Raw genomic sequence first — 23,625 nt, forward strand, 5'->3', positions numbered from 1 at the left:
TACGGGATGAGAACGGAACACTCCCGACGCAGCGGGAGCGACGGTGTGGGCGCGCTTTAACCGACGGCTACCCGCGCCGCTATTCCGCCGCCAAGGCCCCATCGTCATCCCCGGCACGCTCCTGCGCCTGCCGATTCCACATCTCGGCATACACGCCGCCCTGCCGCAACAGGTCCGCATGCGTGCCCTTCTCGACGATCCGCCCCGCCTCCAGCACGACGATCTGGTCCGCATGCACCACCGTGGAAAGCCGGTGCGCGATCACGATCGTCGTCCGCCCGCGCTCGATCGCCTCCAGCGTATCGAGAATTTCCGCCTCGGTCCGGCTATCCAGCGCCGAAGTCGCCTCGTCCAGGATCAAGATCGGCGGGTTCTTCAGCAGCGTCCGCGCGATCGCCACGCGCTGTTTCTCGCCACCCGACAGCTTCAACCCACGCTCGCCGACGCGCGTCTCATACCCGAGCGGCTGGCGCTCGATGAACCCGGCAATCGCCGCGCCCTTGGCAGCAACCTCGACCTCGGGCATCTCCGCACCCTCGCGCCCGTACGCGATATTATACCCGATCGTGTCGTTGAACAGCACCGTATCCTGCGGCACGATTCCGATCGCCGCGCGCAAAGACGCCTGCCGAACCTCCGAGATATCCTGCCCGTCGACGGTAATCCGTCCGCCCGTCAAATCGTAGAACCGGTACAGCAACCGCGCGAGCGTCGACTTCCCCGCCCCCGACGGCCCAACGACAGCCAAAGTGGACCCGGCCGGCACGTCCAGCTCCAGATCGCGCAGGATCGGCCGCCCTGCGTCATAGCCGAACGACACGTTCTCGAACCGCACATGCCCCGCGCTCACCGCCAGCGCAGGCGCACCCGGCGCGTCGACGACCGTGGCCGGCGTATCGATCAGGTCGAACATCGCCGCCATGTCGAGCGCGCCCTGCCGGATCGTGCGATAGACCATCCCCAACAGGTCGAGCGGCCGGAACAGCTGCGCCAGCAGCGTCGACACGAACACCACGTCGCCCGCCGACGCCTCGCCGTGGCTCCACCGCCACACGACGAACCCCATGCCGCCCGCCAGCATCACGTTGGTGATCAACGCCTGGCCGAGGTTGAGCCACGCGAGCGAATTCTCGCTCTTCACCGCCGCCTCGGAATACGCCGTGATCGCGCTGTCGTAGCGCCGCGCCTCGCGCTCCTCCGCGCCGAAATACTTCACCGTCTCGAAGTTCAGCAGCGAATCCACCGCATGCGCGACCGCCCCGGTATCGAGGTCGTTCATCCGCGCGCGCAGCGCATTGCGCCAGTCGGTCACCATCCGCGTGAAGAGGATGTAGCCGACCACCATCACCACCGTCGCGACGACCAGCAGCCAACCGAACTTGGTCCAGAACAGCCCGAGCACCAGTACCAGCTCGAACACCGTCGGCGCGATGTTGAACAGCAGGAAATACAGCATCGTGTCGATGCTCTTGGTGCCGCGCTCGACCACCTTGGTGACCGCGCCCGTCCGCCGCGACAGGTGGAAATCGAGGCTCAGCGCATGCAGATGGCGAAACACCTGCGCCGCCAGCCGCCGCGACGCATCCTGCCCGACGCGCTCGAACACCGCGTTGCGCAGATTGTCGAACAGCGTCGTCCCGAACCGCGACGCCGCGTACCCGACCACCAGCAGCACGACGAGCGTCAGCGCCCCGCGATCGTTCCCCGCCATCCGGTCGACCGCGTATTTCAGCGTGAACGCCGCGCCGAAAACCTGGATCAGCTTCGACGCGATCACGAGCAGCATCGCGACGACGATCCGCGCCTTCAGCCTGGGCTGCCCCGCCGGCCACAGGAACGGCAGGAAGCGGCGGAGCGTCGGCAGCAAGGGCTGGTCCGCGCGGGTGGAGGTGTACGTATCAGGGGGCATGGATCGATGCGATGTAGGCGCAGTCAAGCCCCGGCGAAAGCAGTTGGGGGAACAATCCTGCCACTTCGTCGCTTTTGTAATCGTGTCCGATGTCGGCCACCGCGATCCACCGGAGAATGAAATGGAACCGCTGTTCTACGTCATGGCCATCATGGGCTGCGGTGACGGCAACGTGAACTGCACCGAGGCACGTGTGATCCCGGCACGCTACGAGACGATGGCCCAGTGCCGCGCGGCGCTCCCCGACCAGCTGGCCCAGAACACCGACGTTCCGTATCCGATGATCGGTGCCAATTGCCGTGCGCAGGGCAACCAGATGGCGAAGACGGGCAAGGCCAAGTCGCAGGGCTAGATTGTTTCCCCGCGAAGGCGGGGACCCAGACTGGACTCCCGCCTTCGCGGGAGAACAAGCTAGACGCCGGCAATCAGCGAGGCCGAGTCCACAACCGAGTATCCCGCACCGTTCGCGGATACAGCGTATCCCGCCGAGCTGCCTCCCGGGCCGCCGTCACGATAAACCCCAGCTTCTGCATCCCCGACGTCGTCACCCGGTGATCCCACGCATGCTCCCCCCGAGCCGCCACGGTCCGCCCGATCGCCCCATAAATCCCCGCCGCAGACAACACCGCCCAAGCCGACCGGAACGACAGCGCCGGCGTCCCCTCCCGCGCACTAGCCTCGAACGCCGCAGCGCGATCCGCCATCCGCTTCGTCAACACCGCCAGCCCCGATCGAAACGGCGGCTTCATGTGCTGCCCCGGTGGGAAATCCATCTCGACCAGCCATTCCTCGGGCAGATAGCACCGCCCGACCCGGTCATCCTCCTCGACGTCGCGCGCGATATTAGCGAGCTGGAACGCCATCCCCAGGTCGCACGCGCGATCGAGCGTATCCTCGTCCTCGGGATCGACGCCCATCGCGATCGCCATCATGCACCCGACGACGCCCGCGACATGGTAGCAATATTTGTAGAGGTCGTTCTCCGACCGCGGCCGCCACTCGCGCGCATCCAGCGCGAACCCCTCGACCAGATCGCGCGCGAACCGCTTCGGCAGCCGGGTCTCGGCCGCGAAGATCCGCAGCGCATCGAACGCCGGCTCGCCAACGACTTCGCCAGCCAGCGCCTGCTCGGTCATCGCCGATAAAGCCACCAGCCGGGCCGGGGCGTCCTCGACCACGGTCATGCCGTGCCCATGATCCTGGCCATCGGCAATATCGTCGCACCGCCGGCACCACGCGTACAACAGCCACGCCCGCTCCCGCGTCGGCTTGTCGAACAACAGGCTGGCAGCGGCAAAACTCTTCGACCCCCGCGAGATCGACTCATGCGCGGTAGCAACGATCGCCTCGCGCGAAGGGAGGGGGCGGGTCACAGCAACACCCCGCACGCCACCACCGTTATATGCGCCACCCCGGCGGAGGCCGGGGCCCAGTTGGGGGACGTAAGTTGGCTAGCGCCGAGATTTATTACTGCAACCTTCCCAACTGGGCCCCGGCCTTCGCCGGGGTGGCGGCAGGTGATGGTAGGAGCCGTCAACCTCACAAATCCGACGCGTTCATCCGCACGATCGGCTGCGTCGGCACATGGCTCGCCATCCGGTCGAGCAGCACATCCAGCGTATCCGCCACGATCAGCAGGTCCCGGTGCTGCGGCCGCAGGAAGCCAACCTCGCCCATCTTCTCCCAGAACGCGATCAGGTGATCGTAATACCCAGCGGTATTCAGCAACCCGACCGGATCCGCATGATACCCGAGCTGCGCCCAGCTCAGCGCCTCCCACAGCTCGTCCATCGTTCCCGTCCCGCCCGGGATCGTCACGAACCCGTTGGAGAGTTCGGTGAACATCTGCTTCCGCTGATGCATGCCGCTGACGACGTGCAACTCGGTAAGTCCCCGATGCGCGACTTCCGCATCGACCAAGGCCTGCGGGATAACCCCGATAACCTCGCCGCCGCCCCCAAGCGCGCCGTCGGCGATCGCGCCCATCAGTCCGGTCCGCCCGCCGCCATAAACGAGGCCGATCCCCCGCTCGGCAAAAGCCAATCCCAGCGCCCGAGCGCCCTCGATATAGACAGGATCAGCCGGCGTCGCCGACCCGCAATACACAGCAAGACGTTTCATGTGCCCGCGTTAGGGGATGTGATACCCCGTCACAAGCAGGTACCCGGCTCGAGTATTTGGGTGCCGCCGCGATGGCGGCACCCGCATACTATCTCAGCACTGGCTCCGACAAAAATCACCGGCCTTCTCGGCGGCAAAATTGCAGACCGTGCTCGCAGGCCAGGGCAGGAGGCTACATGCGGCCTGGGCGGCCTGCTGCGCGATAGAGCAGGCCGTCGTGCAGGCGTTGCCGCTGTTTGCCTCCAGGGGCGTTTCGCCGACCTCGACCGTCTGTCCGTCGAAGTTCTTGCCGATGATGTCGCGGATCTTCTGCTGCTCGTCGCTGCTGATTCCGTTCCAGTCCACGCTCTTGACAGTAATGGCCATGATGCATCCCCTCTTTTGCTGACCGAAATCCGGTCTAAAGGGATGCTAGAATGATGGCTGCCGGCATCTACACTCGATGCCGCCATTACGGAGTTAGTCACGACCTTCCGAGGAAGTATCGTCAAATTACAGATGTCAATCACACCGTTTCGGATAACTCTATCAGACGATAAAAGCGTGTTGAACCTATTGTCCGCCGAGCATCAGTGCCGCCGTAGCCTTCGCGCTCCCGACAACCCCCGGGATACCCGCACCCGGATGCGTTCCAGCCCCCACGAAGTACAGATTCGGAATGTGTTCGTCGCGGTTGTGAACCCGGAAATACGCGCTCTGCGTCAACACCGGCTCCAGCGAGAACGCGCTACCCAGATGCGCATTCAGATCCTCCGCGAAATCCTTCGGCGCGTACGAGAACTTCGTCACGATCCGCTCGTGGATGTCCGGGATCAACCGCCGCCCGATCTCGTCGAGGATGCGCTTCTCCAGGATCGGCGCGATCTCGTCCCAGTCGACCGGGAACTTCCCCAGATGCGGCACCGGCGCCAGCGCATAGAAGGTCGAATGCCCCTCCGGCGCCAGCGACGGATCGGTCACGGTCGGATGATGCAAATACAGCGAGAAATCTTCCGACAGCACGCCGTGGTCGTAAATGTCCTCGAGCAGCCCCTTATAGCGCGGCCCGAACAGGATCATGTGGTGCGGGATGCCCGGCCACGTGCCTTTGATCCCGAAATGCACCACGAACAGCGACGGCGAGTATTTCTTCCGCTCGAGCGACCCCGTCTTGCGCTTGGCACTGCGCGACGTCGCCAGCAGGTCGCGGTACGTGTGCATGATGTCGCTGTTCGCCGCGATCGCATCCGCCTGACCCGACCAGCCGCTCGCCGTCGTCACGCCGGTCGCACGGTCGCCCAGCGTCTCGATCGACGTCACCGGATCGTCGAGCCGCAGCACGCCGCCCAGCCGTTCGAACTGAGTCACCAGCGCCGCGACCAGCCGGTTGGTCCCGCCGCGCGCGAACCACACCCCGCCGTCACGCTCCAGCTTGTGGATCAGCGCATAGATCGCGCTCGTCGTCATCGGATTGCCGCCGACCAGCAGCGTATGGAAGCTCAACGCCTCGCGCAATTTCTCCGACTTCACGAAGCTCGACACGATCGAATAGACCGACCGCCACGCCTGGTATTTCGCCAGCGCCGGCGCCGCCTTGATCATCGACCCGAAGTCGAGGAACGCGACATGGCCGAGCTTCTCATAGCCCTCGTGGAACACCCCGGCCGAATACTGCAGGAACTTCTCGTATCCCGCCCAGTCGCCGGGATGCAGCTTTTCGATCTCGGCGCGCATCTGCACGTCGTCGTTGGTATAGTCGAAATTCGTCCCGTCGGGCCAGTTCAGCCGATAGAACGGCAGGACCGGATCGAGCGTCACGTCCTCGCTCATGTCGCGCCCGGTCAGCGCCCACAATTCGCGAAGGCAGTCCGGATCGGTGATGACGGTCGGCCCCGCATCGAACGTGAACCCGTCGCGTTCCCAGAAATACCCACGCCCGCCCGGCTTGTCGCGGCTCTCGACGATCGTCGTCTGCACGCCCGCGGATTGCAGCCGGATCGCGAGCGCCAGCCCGCCGAAACCTGCGCCGATGACTATTGCGGTCTTCATGATGACATACTGCCTGCGATGGCGCGGACGGCGCGCACGATGGGGACGGGGGGCTTGCCGGTCAGAACGCGCGCCTTGTCGGAAAGCGTCGATCGTCCGGCGTAGAAACGGCCGATAAGCGAGGGTGAGAGGCGGTAGAAGCGCTCGAGGATGCGGTAGCGTTCCTCCGGTTCCGCCGCGCGGAACAACATCGTGTCGAGCATCCGGTAGAACCCGCGCGACTTCCACGTCGCCCGCGCCATCGCATGCGTCGCATCGTGGAGTTTCGCGCCCGAGAAATCGCTGAGCCCTGCCAGCATCGAAGCCGCCCGCACCGCATCCGGCAGCGAGTACCCCGTGGTCGGATGGAACATCCCCGCGCGCATGCCGGCCTTGGCCACCCGAGCACCGCCCGACCGCCAATACGCCTCGAAATCACCGCCCATCGCGACTGGCAACACGCCGGACTCTTCGCGCACGACGCGCTCTACGTCCCAGCCACGAGCCGTGACATACTCGTCGATCCGCGCGCCCAGCACCGGAATATCGAGATCGGGCGTGTCGCTATAATAGGTGTCCTCGACGAACATCCGGTCCGCGCTGAACGGCAGGCAATAGACGAAGCGATACCCGTCGATCTGCGGAATGGTCGCGTCCATGACCATCGGCCGCGGGCTTTCGTGCGGCACGCTCAACGCCAGTTCGCGCCCGAGAAACTTCTGCCAAGCGAGGTCGAGCAGCGACAGATCGCCCGCCCCCCGCGCATCGATCACGCCGGTAGCCTCGATCCGGTCGCCATCCGCCAGTACGACAGCCGTCGCACTCGCCCCCGACACCTTCCGCCCGAGCATCAAAGCATGCGGCGGCAGCACGCGGCGCACTTCGCGATCAAGCCGCGAGCTCTCGATCGAATAATAAGTCGCGTCGATCGTCCGCGCATGCGCCGGAAAATGCACATCGTATCCGCGCCACGCATGCACCACGAGCGGCGCGACGATCCAGCGATCGCCTTGCGCCACGTCGCTGCCGAAGAACGACCAGAGATGATTGCCGCCGACCACCGGCGCAGCGTCGATCAGCCGCACGTCCATCGCCGGGTGCTTGGCCTTGAGCGCCAGCGCGATCATCCCGCCGGCCAAACCCGCGCCAACGATCGCAACGTCGCAGGAGATCGTCGATGCCATGCCTCCGACTAGCGCAAAGCGGGGGACACGAAAACAACCTTTCCGAACCAATCGCCCGCGAAGACAACCTGCGTTGCCGGAGGCAGGGGGCAGGGGGCAGGGGGCAGGGGGCAGGGGGCAGGGGGCAGGGGGCGGCGGTGGCGGTGGCGGTGGCGTGAGGCAGGCCTCACCTACGGTCCTCCCCCGCCAGGGGGAGGTGGCTGGCCCTAGCCAGACGGAGGGGGAGGAAAGGGAAACCTCCGTTCCGTATCCTCCCCCTCCGTCACCTTCGGCGACACCTCCCCCTGGCGGGGGAGGATCGAGCATCGCGACGCCTGAACCGTACGAACCGTACGACGAGGAAAAGCCCAACCTGCTCCCCTCCCTGGAAGGGAGGGGCTGGGGGTGGGTCGGCTTCCGCAAGTTCGAACACGCGCGGTTAAAGAGTGGACTGCCTTTCGCATACCGGAACGCGAGCGGCTCAAGCGGGCCGACCCCTCCCTTCCAGGGAGGGGAAAGTGCGGGGCGACGGATACCCTTCCACCAAGATACCTCTTAGACAGTACGAATGCCCACATCCGCCCCCACGCTAACCACCGCCCGGCTAACCCTAACCGCCCACGCCGCCACAGACCTTGAAGACTGCGCCGCGATGTGGACCGACCCGCGCGTCTACACGACGATCGGCGGCCAGCCGCGAACCCGAGAGGACGTCTGGATCCGCCTGCTCCGCTCGATCGGCCAGTGGTCGCTGTTCGGCTACGGCAGCTGGATCGCCAGAGAAACCGCCACAGGCAAGCTCATCGGCGAACTCGGCCTGATCGAAGCACGCAGAGCCATCGAACCCTCGATCAACGCGAATCCGGAAGTGGGCTGGACCCTAGCCGGCGACGCGCAAGGCAAGGGCTACGCCTCCGAAGCGCTCGCCGCGATCCTCGCCTGGACCGACGCACGCATACCCGCGACGACCTGCATCATAGACCCCGCCAACGCCCCCTCGATCCGTCTCGCGGAACGGCTAGGCTACCGCCTCCGAACCACGGGCACCTACCGAGACGCCCCGATCCTGATCTTCGACCGGGCTGCGGCGTCGTAAAGACCCCGCGCTATTTCTGTGCAGTAATCACCGGAGTCTGCACCGACGCGATCGGCATGGGATCGCCCGCCCGATCGTAGAACGCCATCAACACCAGCCCCAGTGCCAATATACTCCCCGCGATCACATAGATCAGGCTCTTGTGATCCCTGCTGGAATGGGCGCTGGTATTCGTGCCGGTATCCCCGCGCGCGGCGTCTTGATGTGCCATGCATCACTCTCCCAAACGGCAGGTCGTCCTGCTCTGAAGGGGGGAGGCTATCAGGTTTCGCCCCACTGCATAGAGGCTATCGCGACCCCACGGAACGCGCCGGGACTACATCGCCCGATCTACGCCAATCCCGGCGCGATCGGCCAGTAGGTCGCATATCGCTGATGCGCGACGCGGAAATACGGCACCATCCGCACCGGCTGCCGGTCCGCCGCGAGGATCGTGAATTCCAGCGGCCGGTCCCCCGCGCGCATCTTCTCGGCAATCGTATCGGGATCGCCCGCCAGCGTCGGCGGCGTGAACGGCGCGGCATTATATTCGCCATATTTGCGCTCGTTGACGATGATGTCCGATCCCGGCGCCAGCCCCTCGCGCCCGAAGCTGCCCGCCATCACCAGCGGCCCGTAAGTGAACGCGACGATATCCGGCGCGGCCGGCAATCGCTCGACCCCGGCGCGCATATCCAGCCGCAGTTCCACCGTATCGCCGTCGCGCCACCCCCGCGCCAATTCCAGATACCGCCCCGGACTGGTCGACCGCACCGCCTCGACCCCGTTCACCAGCACCACCGCGGTCCGGCTCCACCCCGGATGGCGCAGCTTCAGCGTCAGCTCGGCCGGCCGCTTCAACGTCCAGCGCAGCGTCGTCGTCGCCGCATCGGGGAACGCCGTCACCTGCGTCAGCACCGCGTCCTTGTCCTTCAACCGCACGGCGGAGGGCACGAACAAATTCACGTACAGCGCGTGGTCGTCGTGGAAATAGATCGAGTCGCGGTATTTGACGTGGTTCTCCATCCCCGTGCCGGTGCAGCACCAGAACGAGTTCTCGGGCGTGTGATACAGCTTCATGTAGCCCGGCCGCGCACCTTGGAAATAGGTCGCCATGCCGCTGTCCGGGTCCTGCGACGCGAGGATCCCGTTATACAGCGTCCGCTCGTAATAATCGGCATAGCCCGCCTGCGGATCGTGCAGGAACAGCGCCCGCGTCAGCTTCAGCATGTTGTGCTGGCAACACGTCTCCGATCCCTTCGCCGACAGGACATGCTCGGCGAAATCGGAGACCGGAAAGAAATGCTCGTTGTCGCCGTGCCCGCCGGTCGCGAACGATCGCGTCAGCGCCACCGTCTTCCAGAAGAATTCGGACGCCTCGCGGTATTCGGGCTTCCCCGTCACCTCCCACACCCGCTGGAAACCGATGATCTTCGGCACCTGCGTGTTGGCATGCAGCCCGTCGAGATGGTCGCGGCTCTTGGCCAGTGGCGCGAGGATCGCCTTGTGCGAGAACCGCTCCGCCATCGTGCGATACTCGGCGGTCCCGGTCATCGTGTAGAGGTCGGCGAACACCTCGTTCATCCCGCCATGCTCGGTATCCAGCATGGTCTCGAACTGCGCATCGCTCAGCGGACGGCTCGCGACCACCGCCCAGTCGGCCAGCCGCAGCAGCACCGCGCGTGCCGTGCCGCTGTCCGCCAGCAGGGTCGCATCGCGCAGGCCCGCATACACCTTGTGCAGCGTGTACCACGGCACGCCGGTGATCGGATCGCCGCGCAGATGTGCCGCCACCAGCGCCGGCCCGTCCGGGAACGCACAGACCAGCCCGGTCCCCGACGCCGCCTGGCACGCTGCCAGGTCGCGCGCGATATGGTCGATCCGCGCCTTGAACCGCCGGTCGCCGGTCGATCGATAGGCCAGCGCGCACGCCGACAGATAATGCCCCAGCGTATGCCCGTGGCAGTTGATGTCCGCCCACAGCGGATCCGATTCCCAGCCGCCATAGACCGGTGCTTTCGGTGCCAGCCCGGCATTCACCCGGAAATTGTGGAGCATCCGGTCGGGTTGCAGCGCGAGCAGATACGCCTCGGTCTTGCGCTGCGCATGCAGGAACGGCCCTTCGCCTAACGTGACGTCGGCCAGGTCGAACGCCCGCAATTTCGGCGTCGGCACGGTCGCCGGTGCCGCCGCCGGCACCACGTCTTGTGCCCCGAACGCGAACGCCCGCGGAGCGATCGACATCGACCCGACGGTCAGCGCACCGGTCGCGACACCCGTCAGGAATTTCCGGCGGGATTGGCCCCCACGGCACGGCTCGACCATCACGACACCCTCTCATGCTCTCATTATTTGTCTGAGTAGCAGCCCCGCCGCGCAGGCGAAAGGGGCCGGGGAGTCGCCGCGGCCGGCGCCTTGCTCGCGTCAGGGCACCCGGTGTGCGCAGACATAGGCGGCGAACCGCGGGACGAGCCGGGTCGTCTGCATCGCCGCCAACGTCGTCGAGGTCTGACACGCCAGCCCGTTCCGGTTCGCGCACCGGCGGTCCGCGGTATTGACGGACGCCAGTCGCGCACGATCCCGCTGCGACAGACCGCGCTCGAAATCGTCCTGCAGGGAGTCGAGATCGCCGGGCGTGATCGTCCGCACATGGCGTGCCGGGCACAGCCGGTCGGTCCGCCGCGCCAATGTCGCGAAGGCTTCGCGGGTGACGGGTGCCATGCCGGTCTGGCCCGATGCGGCCAGGATCAGAGCGAGAAGAACCATCAGCGCCTCCGTCATAGTGTCGGCCAGATGCTACCACGCCATCGCGACTACGTCGTCGTCCCCATCGTCCCCATCGTCCCCATCGTCCCCGTCGTCCCCGTCGTCGTCGTCGTCGCCGTCGTCTGCGTAGTCGTCATCGACCTGATGACAGTCAGCCCATTACACCGCGCGGGAAAGCCCGTATAAGCGTCGGATGTGGCTTGCGATCTTCCTATCCGCCGTGGCGATGACCGTGATCGTCGGCGTGCGGTATCTCATCGTTTCGGGCGCCTTCGCCGCCGCTACGCGTGCGCGGCATCCCGGGCTCTACACGGGTCTCGATGCGCAGATGCGACGCGAGATCCTGTGGAGCATCGCCTCCGCCGCGATCTACGGGGTTCCGGCTGGGATCGTCGCCTGGGGATGGAACAACCGCGGCTGGACGCAGGTCTATACCGACCTGCACGCCTACCCGCTCTGGTACCTGCCCGTCTCGGTGCTGCTGTTCCTGTTCGCGCACGATACCTGGTTCTACTGGACGCATCGCTGGATGCACCGGCCCCGGCCGTTCAAGCTCGCGCACGCGCTTCATCACGCCAGCCGACCGCCGACCGCATGGGCGGCGATGGCGTTCCATCCGATCGAGGCGATCACCGGCGCTGTGATAATTCCGCTACTGGTCTTCCTGATTCCGATCCATGTCGGCGCGCTGGGTTTGGTGCTGACGATCATGACGGTTATGGGGGTGACCAATCACATGGGGTGGGAGGTTTTCCCCCGGTTCATGTGGCGGGGCGCATTGGGCGGCTGGCTGATCACCGCGAGCCATCATCAGCGACATCACGAACAATACGGGTGCAATTATGGGCTATATTTCCGCGTCTGGGATCGGCTCTGCGGCACCGACCGGGGGGTCGGCGATTTCGTCAAGTCACATGCCAAGGCTCATGCCAGGCATGGGACGCGCGTCGCGTCTGGCGGTGGCCGGCGCGGTGGCATGGGCGATGCTGGCGGCGGCGGCACCAGTCACGCGGCTTGACGTCGAGGTCGGCAACGTCCGTTCGGCCAAGGGGATGATCCGGATCTGCCTGACGGCGGATCCCGCGAACTTCCCCGCTTGCGTCGACGATGCCAACGCGCTCACGCGATCGATCCCCGCGAGCGTGCGAACCACCAGTTTCGCCGGCCTGCCACAGCGCGGCTACGCACTCGCGGTCATCCACGACGAGAACGGCAACGCGAAGCTCGACACGATCGCGGGCATCCCGCGCGAAGGCTATGGCTTTTCGCGCGATGCTGCCGTCCGGTTCGGTCCGCCAAGCTTCTCGGCGGCCCGGTTCATGCTTGTCGGTGATGCCGAAATGCAACAGGTAAAAATGCGTTACATCTTCTGATCGATCGCAGCGGACCGAAATTGGTTTCACCGCGTTTCGACGTGGAACCTTTTTCTCCGGAGCATTTCCTTGCGCGCATTCACTCTCTTTACGTCTGCCGCAACCGCGGTGCTGGCGATCGCCACGCCCGCCTTCGCCCAGACGGACCCCAACCCGTCGCCGACGATCACCGACCCCAGGGACAACAACCGCATGACGGTCGCGCTCGGCGTGGTGTCGATGCCGGATTACGAAGGCGCGGACAGCAATTCCTTCACCCCCGCCGGTGCATTCGTCGGCACGGTGCGCGGGCATGACATCTTCCTCCGCGGCACGCAGCTCTACGTCAATCTGATCCCGAACACGGGCGAGGTCGGCATCAACTACGAAGTCGGCGTCATCGGCGGCATCCGCCGCGATCGCACCGGCGATATCGACAACCGCCAGGTCCGCGCGCTCGGCAAGATCGACACTGCCTATGAGATCGGCGGCTATCTCGGCGTCGGCAAGACCGGCGTCATCACCAGCGACTACGACACGCTCACCGCGCGCGTCGCCTATGTCCACGACGTCTCGGGCACCTATGACAGCTACGTCGTCACTCCGCAGGTGAACTACACCACGCCGCTGTCGGTTCGCACGCTCGTCTCGCTCGGCGTGTCGGCGGATTATGCCGGCAAGGGTTTCGGCCGGACCTACGCGGCGGTGACGCCGATCGGTTCGCTCAACAGCGGCCTGCGCACCTACGACGTCAACGACAGTGGCTTCCGTCGCGCGAACGCCTCGCTGTTCGTCGTGCAGAGCCTCTCGGGCGATTTGCGCCACGGCTTCGGCGTCGGCGCGGGCGTGCTCTACGGTCGCATGCTCGGCAAGTACAAGAACACCCCGATCGTCGCCGACGTGGGCTCGGCCGATCAGTGGCTCTACGCGCTGGGGCTGACCTACACCTTCTAAGCACTGACCCCAATGTTCCTCCCCCGCCAGGGAAAGGTGGCGCGAAGCGACGGAGGGGGAGGACACGGAACAGGCGTTCTCCCTTCCGCCCCCTCCGTCAGGCAAGCGCCTGCCACCTCCCCCTGGCGGGCGAGCAAAGATAGGTTGGCGTTCCTTTCAAGGCCGTTCGGGTCAAGGCCGTTCGGGCCGTGCTCGGGGTGCCCGTTACCCCACGTCTGATCCCGCACGCGTCGGGCCAAACGCACTCGCGTCAACCCCCTGCCACGCTCCCGTCCCCAGCGAAATTTCCCCCCGGCGAACTCTCGCGAAAGACGACCTGCGACGCACCTAAAATTTATTTCATCGCACCCCCTTGAACCGTGCGTCCAAAATCCTTCGGCGCACGTTCCTCGCCGTGGACGGCATTTTTCTGCCCGCAATAGAGCGCGTTACAGGCTAGACCTTTTCACGAAGGTCTGGTTTATTTCGGTCCGGACTGTTCGATTGTTTGAAAAACTATGACGTCTGCAACTGCCAAGGGGAGGACCCTGATATGACCGAGAGCGTGCACCTTATCGAAGCCCTCGATGCGCGAGTGGAACGCCGCAGCGAACGCCGTGAATTCTTTAAGACCGCGCTTGGCGCCGCTGCGATGACCGCGGCCGGTGCGACGGCATTGTCCTTCTCCAGCTCGGCGTCGGCACAGACCATCACCGATGCGGACGTCCTGAACTTCGCGCTCAACCTCGAATATCTCGAGGCGCAGTTCTACTCCTACGCCGCCTACGGCACCGGCCTCGACAACAGCCTGCTCTCGGGCACCGGCACGCAGGGTGCCGTCCGTGGCGGCCGCCAGGTCAATTTTACCGACCCGATCGTCCGCCAGTACGCACGTGAGATCGCGCAGGACGAGATCGCCCACGTCAAGTTCCTCCGCACCGCGCTCGGCACCGCCGCCGTCGCGCAGCCGGTGATCGACGTCAGCGTCACGCCGACCAGCGCGTTCTCGACCGCCGCCCAGGCAGCCGGTCTCGTTCCCGCCGGTACCGCGTTCGATCCCTACGCTTCGGACGAAGCGTTCCTGCTCGGTGCGTTCATCTTCGAAGACGTCGGCGTGACCGCCTACAAGGGCGCTGCCCCGCTGCTCACCAGCAAGGCATACCTCGAAGCCGCCGCCGGCCTGCTCGCGGTCGAGGCGTATCACGCCGCGATCGTCCGCACGACGCTGTACGGCAAGGGCATCGCGACTCCGTCGCTGCGCACCTCGGCCGATGCGATCTCGCGCGCACGCGACAGCCTCGACGGCGGTGGCGCCAACACGACGATCTTCGGCACCAACGATATCGACCAGGGCATCTCGTCGTATCAGGCAACGCCGATCAACCTGGCGACCACGCAGGCTGCCGTCACCGTGTCGAACATCGTCCCTCTCGACAGCAACGGCGTCGCGTACAGCCGCTCGGCCAGCCAGGTGCTCAACATCGTCTATCTCAACAGCGGTGCGGCATCGGCCGGTGGGTTCTACCCGTCGGGCATGAACGGCAACATCAAGACGAGCACGGCAGCAGCCTGATCGCGATCGGCTCCGCTCCACGCTCTTCTTCGATATTCAGGGGATTAACCCAATGACCGATCTCAATACCAAGCTGGAAATATTCGACGCGATCGCCAGCCGTCGCAACGAACGTCGTAACTTCCTGCGCTTCGCCGGCGGTTCCGCGCTCGCCATCGGCGGCGCGACGCTCCTGTCGGCATGCGGCAGCGACGATTCCGATCTCGCCCCGACCCCGACTCCGGGACCGGCGCCGGTCGCGGCACTCAACGACGCCGACGTGCTCAACGTCGCACTGAACCTCGAATATCTCGAAGCGCAATTCTACGCGTTCGCGGCATTCGGTGTCGGCCTCAACGCCAACATGCTGACCGGCATCGGTACGCAGGGTGCCGTCACCGGCGGCGCACAGGTGCCGTTCCAGGACACGGTCGTCCGTGAATACGCCCGCGAAATCGCGATCGACGAAGTCGCCCACGTCGCCTTCCTGCGCACGGCCCTCGGCAGCGCCGCCGTCGCCCAGCCCGCGATCGACATCTCGGTCGGCACGGCAGCCGCTCCGGGTGCGTTCACCTCAGCAGCCCGCGCGGCTGGCGTCATCGGTGCGACGGGTGTGTTCAACCCCTATGCCGACGACAACAGCTTCCTGCTCGGCGCGTACATCTTCGAGGACGTCGGTGTGTCGGCCTATAAGGGCGCAGCACCGCTGATCGCCAACAAGACCTATCTCGAGGCGGCCGCCGGCATCCTCGCGGCAGAGGCGTATCACGCAGGGCTGATCCGCACGATCCTGTACCGCAAGGGTCTGCAGACGCCGAACCCGATCCCGTCGCTCATCACCGCGGCGAACCAGATCAGCGACGCGCGCGACAGCCTCGATGGCTCGAGCGATATCGATCAGGGCATTACCGGTACCGATGCGACCATCTCGAACATCGTGCCCACCGACGCCAACGGCCTGGCCTACAGCCGCTCGGTCGCTCAGGTGCACAACATCGTCTACCTGACCAACACCGCAAAGATCGGCGGCGGCTTCTTCCCCAACGGGACCAATAACCGCCTCGACTCGCTGCGCACGAGCGGCGCCAACGCGTGATCGTCATCACGAGCTAACAGGAAAATCCGGGTCGCGGCGCACATTCAGCGCGTCGCGGCCTCTCGTTTGGGGAACGAACATGACCAAATTCACGAAGCTCACCATGCTCGCCGGTCTCGCCGCCGCGGGCATTTTCGCCGTTCCGGCCGCCGCGCAGGACATGACCACCGACACCGATCGCAATCCGTTCTCGGGCGTCTATATCGGCGCAGCCGGCGGCTATGACGTGCAGAACAACGACATCGGCTCGTCGATCCTGTTCGATCGCAACGGCGACGGCAATTTCAGCGACAGCGTCAACACGATCACCGGCGCCAACGCCTTCTCGCCGGGCTTCTGCAACGGCTCCGCCCGCACCGCGGTGCCCGCCTATGGTTGCCGCAACGACGACGACGGATGGTCGTATTACGGCCGTGCAGGCTTCGACGTGCAGCGCGGCGCGTTCGTGGTCGGCATCGTCGGCGAATTCGGCAAGTCCGAGATCACCGACAGCGTCGCCGCCTTCTCGACCACCCCCGCCAGCTACACGATGGCACGCAAGCTGAAGTGGGAAGGCTCGGCCCGCCTCCGCGCCGGTCTCGCCGCGCGTAACACGCTGTTCTACGCCACCGGCGGCGCCGGCTATGCCAAGATCGACAACCTGTTCTTCACCACCAACACCGCCAACGCGTTCGCAGCCACCGGTTCGGACAAGAAGTGGGGCTATGTCGGCGGCGGCGGCATCGAGCAGAAGCTGACCAAGAACATCTCGATCGGCATGGAATACACCTATCACCAGTACAAGGACGACGACGCCCGCGTCAGCGTCACCGCGGGCACCGCACTCGCCGGCAGCCCGGTCTTGCTGGCGAACAACCCGTTCCTGATCGCACCGAACACCAGCGGCACCACCTTCCGCCGCAGCGACGAGAACTTCCGCTGGCACTCGCTGCGCGGGACGGTGTCGTTTAGATTTTAAGGTAGAACCACCCTCCACCTACCGTTCGCCCTGAGCGAAGTCGAAGGGTAAGCCCCAAACGCAGGTGCTTCGACTACGCTCAGCACGAACGGGGGAGGGGGGCGTGATCGCATATGCACATCGAAAAGGCCGTTGCCCCAATCAGGGTAGCGGCCTTTTCGTTATGTGCTCGATCCTCCCCCGCCAGGGGGAGGTGGCACCGAAGGTGACGGAGGGGGAGGGCCACGCAACAGCGGTGATCCCTTACCGCCCCCTCCGTCTGGCAAGTGCCAGCCACCTCCCCCTGGCGGGGGAGGATCGCTAGAGCTCCCGTTCGCCGTGAGCGAAGTCGAAGGGCAAGTCCCAAGCGTCATCGCCTCGATTGTCCGAAGCACCCCCAATTTCCCCATTGCACCCCACCCCAACCCCCCTATGCTCACCCCACCCCGGGGGAGCGCTTTATCCGCGCTTGAGAGGAAGGCAGGAGCCTTCGACCCGCTGAACCTGATCCGGTTGATACCGGCGGAGGGAGGGAGCGGTCGCCACAGAACCGCAAGCCTTCGCTCCGAGACCCGTAGGAGCAAGCGCATGGCCATCGATACGCAATCCAAGACCGCAGACATCGGCGTAACCACCGGCCCGATCCGAGACTCCCGGAAAATCCACGTAGCGGTCCCCTCCAGCCCAGACGTCCGCGTCGCCATGCGCGAGATCGTCCTCGACCCAAGCTGCAGCGAACCCCCGTTACGCGTCTACGACACCAGCGGCCCCTACACGGACCCGCGCGCGACAATCGACATCAACGCCGGCCTCCCCCAACTCCGCCGCGCCTGGATCGAGGCACGCGGCGACGTGGAATCCTACGAAGCCCGAGAACTCCGCCCCGAAGACAACGGCTATCTTGCCGCCAGCCGGCTCGGCACGGACCGCACCGCCCAAGCGGCAGTGCAGGGCGGTAACAAAGACTCCGGCGTCCCCCAGTTCCCCGCCACAATCAAGCGCCCCCTCCGCGCGCGCGCCGGCGCCAACGTCAGCCAGATGCACTACGCCCGCCGCGGCATCATCACCCCAGAAATGGAATACGTCGCCACCCGAGAAAACCTCGGCCGCGCCATGCTCAAGGACTACAAGCGAGACGGCGAATCCTTCGGCGCGCAGATCCCCGACTTCGTAACCCCCGAGTTCGTCCGCGACGAGATCGCCCGCGGCCGCGCGATCATCCCCAACAACATCAACCACCCTGAATCCGAACCGATGGCGATCGGCCGCAACTTCCTCGTCAAGATCAACGCCAACATCGGCAACTCCGCGGTCGCCAGCAACGTCGCCGCCGAAGTCGACAAGCTCGTCTGGTCGATCCGCTGGGGTGCCGACACGGTGATGGACCTCAGCACCGGCCGCAACATCCACGACACCCGCGAATGGATCCTCCGCAACTCACCCGTCCCGATCGGCACCGTCCCCATCTACCAGGCGCTCGAAAAGGTCGGCGGCGTCGCCGAGGACCTCACCTGGGAGATCTTCCGCGACACGCTCATCGAGCAGGCGGAACAAGGCGTCGATTACTTCACGATCCACGCCGGCGTGCGGCTGGCGTACATCCCGATGACCGCGAAACGCGTCACCGGCATCGTCTCGCGCGGCGGCTCGATCATGGCGAAATGGTGCCTCAGCCACCACAAGGAGAGCTTCCTCTACGAGCGCTTCGACGAGATCACCGAGATCATGAAGGCGTACGACATCGCCTACAGCCTCGGCGACGGCCTGCGCCCCGGCAGCATCGCCGACGCCAACGACGAAGCGCAGTTCAGCGAACTCTACACGCTCGGCGAACTCACCCACCGCGCGTGGAAGAGCGACGTCCAGGTCATGATCGAAGGCCCCGGCCACGTGCCGATGCACAAGATCAAGGAGAACATGGACAAGCAACTTGAAGTCTGCGGCGAAGCGCCCTTCTACACGCTAGGGCCGCTCACCACCGACATAGCCCCCGGCTACGACCACATCACCAGCGGCATCGGCGCCGCGATGATCGGCTGGTACGGCACCGCGATGCTCTGCTACGTCACGCCAAAGGAGCATCTCGGCCTCCCCGACCGCGACGACGTCAAGGTCGGCGTAGTAACCTACAAACTAGCCGCCCACGCCGCCGACCTCGCCAAAGGCCACCCCGCCGCCCAGATGCGCGACGACGCCCTCTCCCGCGCAAGGTTCGAGTTCCGCTGGAGAGACCAGTTCAACCTCTCCCTCGACCCCGACACAGCCGAACAATACCACGACCAGACGTTGCCGGCGGAAGGTGCCAAGACCGCCCACTTCTGCTCGATGTGCGGCCCAAAATTCTGCTCGATGAAGATCACGCAGGAAGTCCGAGACTTCGCGGCAAAGCAGAATGCTCCAGCGGACACGTTCCTAGCGGCCGACGTCGATCAAACCGACACTGACCGAGCGATCTTCGCCAAGGGCTCACATGCTGATGCCGAAAAAGGCATGGCCGACATGAGCGAAAGATTCCGCGAAGGAGGCAGCGAGATTTATCTGCCGGCGGAGTGATTGAACGGTATGCCTAGGGTTTAGCCAGAGATCGTTCTCTGGCTCTACCAAGGATGTAGTCGCGAAAAGAGCGGTGGGAAATTACGTAACTGACCCACATACTTTCCGTTGCTCGGTTCTGAGCAGTCTCGACGCCTCGTCTATAAATGAGATTGACTGGGGCTCCCTTCGGCTCTTTGCCGATACCGCCCGCGATTATCGCATTTATGCTGGCGCGCGTTTTTGGTCGGAATTCGGGTGGGATCTCAGACAGGATGGTTTCTAGTGTATCCCGCCAAGCGGGGATGTCGGTACCCGGATCGTCCAGAATCTGGCGGATTTGCCACCAGTAGTAGTTGATATTAGAACCTGACATGATTTTGGGCTCATGTGCCGCAGCCATATCAACATTGGAAATGACGGTGCCGTATTCGATCGTTCGAGAATTTGTTTCAGGGGTACGGACTGACCGTATGACGATGTCATCTTTTACCTGAGCGCCTATAAAACCCGGCTTGCCGTACTTTCCGGCCTTTAGGAACGCGGCCGGCAACGAAACGTCTGCGATTTGATGTATCGAATGCATCAGGCCCGCAACGTGATCGGACCGTTCGGCAAGCGCAGTGACCCACGAAGACGGCATCAGCAATTCAGCGGCAAAGCGATTGGCTTCCGTCTCCATTTCCCTGTATTTTCCACGCTCCAGCGATCGTGGCATTTCGATATCGTCGACAATCGTGCCAGCATGCCACGGAATGATAATATGGCCGATTTCATGAGCGAGGGTGAAGCGTTTGCGCACCGTGGGCATATTTTTGGAGACCCAAACCTTCGGCCGTTTTCCCCGTACCTTAAGGTCCAGGCACAACCCATCGATCTCAGTCGGAAAATCTTTGAAGGATAGAGTGGCAAAGCCCCGGCATAGGGCTTCGACGTCAATGGGTGGGGTTAGACCAAGGCGCTCAACCAATCGGGCGGCCATCCGCTCCTCGGGATGACGGAGATCAACGATCAGGCTGTGCGGCAATCCACCGTGTGAGCGTAACAAGTTTTCCAGCTTCATCAGAGCGAGCCGCAATCCGCTCTTGAATTCGTATGTTGTCATTAACCGCCTCTCTGAGGGGCCTTTCCGTATGGCGCGCCGTCAGGATGGTATCGATTGCGTCAGGATCGGATACCCACAGCGAGTACTCGTCGAATGTCATCCCCAGATACTCGTGAATGTCCAAGGATGAATCGGAGGCATGCCATGCCTCTACGAAATCTTCGATCTCGTCCGATAGTACCTGTCCACTCAGGGCAAGCGAGATGAAGGACGAATCAGACATCAATCTTCCTTCCCTTTACGGGTAGCTTAAATAGCACGCCGGTTATCGCATCGGCCGCACCTAAATGAACACCACGGGCGGTAAAGACCTCTACCTCGCCGTGAAGATCATCCCATGTGTATAGGCGTTTGCCGCTAACGCTTCTCCACCGCCGAGAACCGTGCACAAATCCCAATGCCAGACATTCGTCCAAGAAGCACGGCGTTGGTTTGCCTACCATCAACGCATAAGGACACAGAGTTCGCGCGTGTGCCACGTAATTCGAAGCGGGGAAGCCAATCAATCATGGTGTCGGCACGACAACACCTCAATCGTCTGCCCGTCACCCGTCACCCGAACCCGGTACACCAGTCGGTGCTCGCCCGTAATCCGTCGAGACCACCAGCCCGCGAGGTTTTGCGCAACGGCTCTGGCCTGCCCATGCCGGTGAGCGGGTGTCGCCTGCATTCCTCGGGAAGGACGTTGATTCGTTGTAGAACCTTGGCGTCCGCCTGTTGCCCGCCGAGATACTCGGACCAGCTTTCCGGGTCGAACGTGACCTTCAAGGCTGAATGAGAGCGTGCTCTTTGGCTTCGCCGGCATCAAGCCGCACGATGCCGTCGAGCAACCGCTTCGCATTCGCCGGCGACGCCATCAAATGCACCGTCTCCTCCATCCCGGCCCATTCGCTCGCCGAGATCAACACGACATTCTCGCCGCGCTCGCGCGTGATCATCACGGGAGCGCGGTCGGCGACAACCTTGTCGAGCACCGTCTTCAGGTTCTCGCGCGCTTCGGAATAGGTCACGGTTTGCATAGGGCAAGGATGCGCGACAGTCTGCTCGATGTCGAGAATGCCGGCCGCCGTGATGGATGCCCCCGCGCCACACCCTCTCCACGAAAAGTCAAACAGCCCACGCAAACGCTGTCCTACACGCCGCCCGCCTGATCCGCTCCGGCCATGACCAGACCTACGCGCACGCGCGCTCGCCGCGATGTCATGCCCGACATCGCCCGCGCTCTCGAACCGGCCGCTCCCGAGCCGACCGCACGGACCACCGCGATGACCATCATCGAGGCCGAGCATCTCCCGACGGTCGAGGACTTCGATCTCGCCGAGTATGACTGGGTGCCGGTCCGCCGGAAGGTGCGGCACGATGGCTGGACGGTCGCGACGCAGCAAGCGTTCATCGGCGTGCTGGCGGATACCGGCTCGGTCACGCAGGCCGCGCGCGAGGTGAACATGTCGGCGACCTCGTGCTACCGCCTGCGCCGCGCGGCCGATGGCGGAGCGTTCGCGGCGGCGTGGGATGCGGCGGTGCAGACCGCGTCGCTGCGGCTGGCCGATCTCGCCTTCGACCGCGCGATCAACGGATCGCCCGAGCCGGTGTTCGACCGCGACGGCAACCGTGTCGGCCAGCGCGTCCGTTTCAACGATCGCCTGCTGATGTTCCTCCTGCGCGCGCACCATCCCGATCGCTATCGCACCCCCGGCCAGTCGCCTGCGCCGGCGCCCATCCCGGTACCGCCGGTCGATACCACGCTCGCCGCGCTCGCGCCGCCGATGCTCGCCGAACCGCACCGCTTGATGGCCCCCGAGGCGCTGGTTATGGCGCTCCAAGTCGCCGATATCCGCGCCGAACCCGTCGCCAGGCGCCGTCCCGCGTCAACCGTTTCCGCACCGTCCGCCCAGACGTTCGAGGCGCAACTCGCCGCCGCGAAGGCGACGATCCCGCCCAAATATCCCGAGAGGGTCCGCTTCCAGGCAGGTGAGGATGACCATGAAGGTCCTGGCCGGCGCCGTTTCCGAGCGTAACTTTATCGTGACCTTTGGCGCCGCCGCCCCCGAACGCGGCTCCGAAGTCCTACCGCTTCCGAACGAACTCCGCGCGCAGCACCAGCCCTTTGATCCCCTCGTACCGGCAGTCGATTTCCTGCGCGTCACCGGTCAGCCGGATCGACTTGATCACCGTCCCGCGCTTGAGAGTCTGCCCCGCACCCTTCACGGTCAGGTCCTTGATCAGCGTCACCTGGTCGCCATCCGCCAGCACGTTGCCAACCGAATCCCGCACCACGACCGCACCGTCATCCGCCGCAACAGCCGTCGCCGCACCGCCCGCAACCCACTCGCCGGTCGCTTCGTCGTACACATATTCGTCGCTCATCGGTCGGTCTCCGGCAGCGCCCAGTCGATCGGCGCGCGCCCATGGGTTTCGAGAAAATCATTGGCCCGGCTGAACGGCCGCGATCCGAAGAACCCGGTCCGTGCCGCCAGCGGCGACGGGTGCGCTGACTGGATCACCAGATGCCGCCCGCCCTTGCTCACATCGTCGACGAACGCCGCCTTCTTCTGCGCATACGCCCCCCACAGCAGGAACACGACCGGTTTGTCCTGCGCGTTCACCGCCGCGATGACGGCGTCGGTAAACCGCTCCCACCCGCGCTTCTGGTGCGACGCAGCCTCCCCCATCCGCACGCTGAGCACCGCGTTGAGCAACAGCACGCCCTGCGCCGCCCAATGATCGAGCATGCCATGGCGCGCCCGCGGGATCCCCAAATCCGCCTCCAGCTCCTTGTAGATATTCACCAGGCTAGGCGGCGTCCGCACGCCCTCCCGCACCGAGAAGCTCAGCCCGTGCGCCTGCCCCTCACCGTGGTACGGATCCTGCCCCAGGAGCACGACCCGCACCTGATCGAGCGGCGTCAGTTCTAGCGCCCGAAACCGGTCCGCATCCTCCGGAAACACCCGAGCCCCCGCCGCCCGTTCGCCCTCCAGAAAGGCACCCAGCGCCCGCATGTACGGCGCCTCGAACTCGGCAGCGAGTGCCTGCCAGCTTGGCGGGAGCGTATGATCGATCATCCCCGCCGCATGTCG

General features: G+C 64.7%; 25 protein-coding genes, 1 pseudogene and 1 riboswitch. Of the genes and pseudogenes, 10 read left to right on the forward strand and 16 right to left on the reverse strand.

Annotated features, from left to right (window positions below; genetic code table 11):
- Positions 1-79: 79 nt before the first annotated feature.
- Positions 80-1,909 (reverse strand): ABCB family ABC transporter ATP-binding protein/permease, encoded by a 1,830-nt coding sequence (locus tag AC1MH0_RS11655; protein WP_480962908.1) that lies wholly within the window; start codon positions 1,907-1,909, stop codon positions 80-82.
- A gap of 121 nt (positions 1,910-2,030) precedes the next feature.
- On the opposite strand from AC1MH0_RS11655, the gene AC1MH0_RS11660 reads away from it, so the two are divergent.
- Entirely contained in the window at positions 2,031-2,261 is a 231-nt protein-coding gene (locus AC1MH0_RS11660; protein ID WP_480962909.1) for a hypothetical protein, read from the forward strand.
- A 73-nt stretch (positions 2,262-2,334) separates the two neighbouring features.
- Here AC1MH0_RS11660 and AC1MH0_RS11665 read toward each other — a convergent pair whose 3' ends face one another.
- From AC1MH0_RS11665 to crtY, 5 genes are all read right to left on the reverse strand, one after another.
- Positions 2,335-3,282, reverse strand: a complete 948-nt coding sequence (locus tag AC1MH0_RS11665) for a phytoene/squalene synthase family protein (protein WP_480962910.1) — start codon at positions 3,280-3,282, stop codon at positions 2,335-2,337.
- Between the two features lie 166 nt (positions 3,283-3,448).
- Entirely contained in the window at positions 3,449-4,030 is a 582-nt protein-coding gene (locus tag AC1MH0_RS11670; RefSeq protein ID WP_480962911.1) for an LOG family protein, read from the reverse strand.
- 93 nt (positions 4,031-4,123) lie between these two features.
- Entirely contained in the window at positions 4,124-4,396 is a 273-nt protein-coding gene (locus tag AC1MH0_RS11675; RefSeq protein ID WP_480962912.1) for a hypothetical protein, read from the reverse strand.
- 186 nt (positions 4,397-4,582) lie between these two features.
- Positions 4,583-6,058, reverse strand: coding sequence for a phytoene desaturase (locus AC1MH0_RS11680; RefSeq protein ID WP_353466960.1), 1,476 nt, complete (start codon positions 6,056-6,058; stop codon positions 4,583-4,585).
- Complete coding sequence (gene crtY / locus AC1MH0_RS11685; RefSeq protein ID WP_480962913.1) at positions 6,055-7,221, reverse strand: lycopene beta-cyclase CrtY; 1,167 nt, start codon at positions 7,219-7,221, stop codon at positions 6,055-6,057. Before crtY ends, AC1MH0_RS11680 begins: the two co-directional genes overlap by 4 nt.
- Before the next feature lie 547 nt (positions 7,222-7,768).
- Between crtY and AC1MH0_RS11690 the strand changes: the two genes are divergently transcribed.
- Positions 7,769-8,296 carry a GNAT family N-acetyltransferase gene (locus AC1MH0_RS11690; protein ID WP_480962914.1) on the forward strand — a complete coding sequence of 176 codons (528 nt, stop codon included), beginning with the start codon at positions 7,769-7,771 and terminating at the stop codon, positions 8,294-8,296.
- A gap of 10 nt (positions 8,297-8,306) precedes the next feature.
- Here the strand turns inward: AC1MH0_RS11690 and AC1MH0_RS11695 are convergent, their stop codons facing one another.
- The 3 genes from AC1MH0_RS11695 to AC1MH0_RS11705 all read right to left on the reverse strand — a co-directional run bounded on the left by AC1MH0_RS11695 (position 8,307) and on the right by AC1MH0_RS11705 (position 11,041).
- Positions 8,307-8,507: a hypothetical protein gene (locus tag AC1MH0_RS11695; RefSeq protein WP_480962915.1), complete on the reverse strand. Its 201-nt coding sequence runs from the start codon at positions 8,505-8,507 to the stop codon at positions 8,307-8,309.
- Positions 8,508-8,626: 119 nt separating this feature from the next.
- Positions 8,627-10,600, reverse strand: coding sequence for a glycoside hydrolase family 127 protein (locus tag AC1MH0_RS11700; protein ID WP_480962916.1), 1,974 nt, complete (start codon positions 10,598-10,600; stop codon positions 8,627-8,629).
- Positions 10,601-10,699: 99 nt separating this feature from the next.
- Positions 10,700-11,041 (reverse strand): hypothetical protein, encoded by a 342-nt coding sequence (locus AC1MH0_RS11705; protein ID WP_480962917.1) that lies wholly within the window; start codon positions 11,039-11,041, stop codon positions 10,700-10,702.
- Positions 11,042-11,234: 193 nt separating this feature from the next.
- On the opposite strand from AC1MH0_RS11705, the gene AC1MH0_RS11710 reads away from it, so the two are divergent.
- The 7 genes from AC1MH0_RS11710 (at position 11,235) to thiC (ending at position 19,464) form a co-directional block, all read left to right on the forward strand.
- Positions 11,235-12,059 carry a sterol desaturase family protein gene (locus AC1MH0_RS11710; protein ID WP_480962918.1) on the forward strand — a complete coding sequence of 275 codons (825 nt, stop codon included), beginning with the start codon at positions 11,235-11,237 and terminating at the stop codon, positions 12,057-12,059.
- Complete coding sequence (locus AC1MH0_RS11715; RefSeq protein WP_480962919.1) at positions 12,013-12,414, forward strand: DUF2141 domain-containing protein; 402 nt, start codon at positions 12,013-12,015, stop codon at positions 12,412-12,414. Before AC1MH0_RS11710 ends, AC1MH0_RS11715 begins: the two co-directional genes overlap by 47 nt.
- A 69-nt stretch (positions 12,415-12,483) precedes the next feature.
- Positions 12,484-13,347: a MipA/OmpV family protein gene (locus AC1MH0_RS11720; RefSeq protein ID WP_480962920.1), complete on the forward strand. Its 864-nt coding sequence runs from the start codon at positions 12,484-12,486 to the stop codon at positions 13,345-13,347.
- A gap of 532 nt (positions 13,348-13,879) precedes the next feature.
- Positions 13,880-14,899, forward strand: coding sequence for a ferritin-like domain-containing protein (locus AC1MH0_RS11725; RefSeq protein WP_480962921.1), 1,020 nt, complete (start codon positions 13,880-13,882; stop codon positions 14,897-14,899).
- Between the two features lie 52 nt (positions 14,900-14,951).
- Positions 14,952-15,974: a ferritin-like domain-containing protein gene (locus AC1MH0_RS11730; RefSeq protein ID WP_480962922.1), complete on the forward strand. Its 1,023-nt coding sequence runs from the start codon at positions 14,952-14,954 to the stop codon at positions 15,972-15,974.
- A 79-nt stretch (positions 15,975-16,053) separates the two neighbouring features.
- A complete protein-coding gene (locus AC1MH0_RS11735; RefSeq protein WP_480962923.1) occupies positions 16,054-16,932 on the forward strand; it encodes an outer membrane protein in 879 nt (292 codons plus the stop codon).
- A gap of 416 nt (positions 16,933-17,348) precedes the next feature.
- Positions 17,349-17,459, forward strand: a riboswitch (TPP riboswitch).
- A gap of 40 nt (positions 17,460-17,499) precedes the next feature.
- Complete coding sequence (gene thiC / locus AC1MH0_RS11740; RefSeq protein WP_480962924.1) at positions 17,500-19,464, forward strand: phosphomethylpyrimidine synthase ThiC; 1,965 nt, start codon at positions 17,500-17,502, stop codon at positions 19,462-19,464.
- A gap of 13 nt (positions 19,465-19,477) precedes the next feature.
- Here the strand turns inward: thiC and AC1MH0_RS11745 are convergent, their stop codons facing one another.
- From AC1MH0_RS11745 to AC1MH0_RS11765, 5 genes and pseudogenes are all read right to left on the reverse strand, one after another.
- Entirely contained in the window at positions 19,478-20,506 is a 1,029-nt protein-coding gene (locus tag AC1MH0_RS11745) for an ImmA/IrrE family metallo-endopeptidase (RefSeq protein ID WP_162236889.1), read from the reverse strand.
- On the reverse strand, positions 20,448-20,771 hold the full coding sequence (locus AC1MH0_RS11750; RefSeq protein ID WP_056487684.1) for a hypothetical protein: 324 nt from the start codon (positions 20,769-20,771) through the stop codon (positions 20,448-20,450). Before AC1MH0_RS11750 ends, AC1MH0_RS11745 begins: the two co-directional genes overlap by 59 nt.
- Positions 20,764-20,991: a colicin E3/pyocin S6 family cytotoxin gene (locus AC1MH0_RS11755; protein ID WP_082453123.1), complete on the reverse strand. Its 228-nt coding sequence runs from the start codon at positions 20,989-20,991 to the stop codon at positions 20,764-20,766. Before AC1MH0_RS11755 ends, AC1MH0_RS11750 begins: the two co-directional genes overlap by 8 nt.
- A gap of 59 nt (positions 20,992-21,050) precedes the next feature.
- Positions 21,051-21,316 (reverse strand): annotated as a pseudogene (locus AC1MH0_RS11760) (Txe/YoeB family addiction module toxin).
- Positions 21,313-21,567: a type II toxin-antitoxin system Phd/YefM family antitoxin gene (locus AC1MH0_RS11765; RefSeq protein ID WP_480962925.1), complete on the reverse strand. Its 255-nt coding sequence runs from the start codon at positions 21,565-21,567 to the stop codon at positions 21,313-21,315. Before AC1MH0_RS11765 ends, AC1MH0_RS11760 begins: the two are co-directional and overlap by 4 nt.
- A 144-nt stretch (positions 21,568-21,711) precedes the next feature.
- Here AC1MH0_RS11765 and AC1MH0_RS11770 point away from each other — a divergent pair, with 144 nt between their 5' ends.
- Positions 21,712-22,566, forward strand: a complete 855-nt coding sequence (locus AC1MH0_RS11770; RefSeq protein ID WP_480962926.1) for a hypothetical protein — start codon at positions 21,712-21,714, stop codon at positions 22,564-22,566.
- A gap of 49 nt (positions 22,567-22,615) precedes the next feature.
- On the opposite strand, the gene AC1MH0_RS11775 is transcribed toward AC1MH0_RS11770, so the two are convergent.
- The gene (locus AC1MH0_RS11775; RefSeq protein WP_136188845.1) at positions 22,616-22,915 is read right to left on the reverse strand and encodes an alkylphosphonate utilization protein; all 300 of its coding nucleotides are present in this window, start codon (positions 22,913-22,915) and stop codon (positions 22,616-22,618) included.
- Positions 22,912-23,610, reverse strand: coding sequence for a uracil-DNA glycosylase (gene ung / locus AC1MH0_RS11780; RefSeq protein ID WP_480962927.1), 699 nt, complete (start codon positions 23,608-23,610; stop codon positions 22,912-22,914). Before ung ends, AC1MH0_RS11775 begins: the two co-directional genes overlap by 4 nt.
- Between the last annotated feature and the right edge of the window lie 15 nt (positions 23,611-23,625).

This window comes from Sphingomonas sp. AP28 (assembly GCF_056680455.1).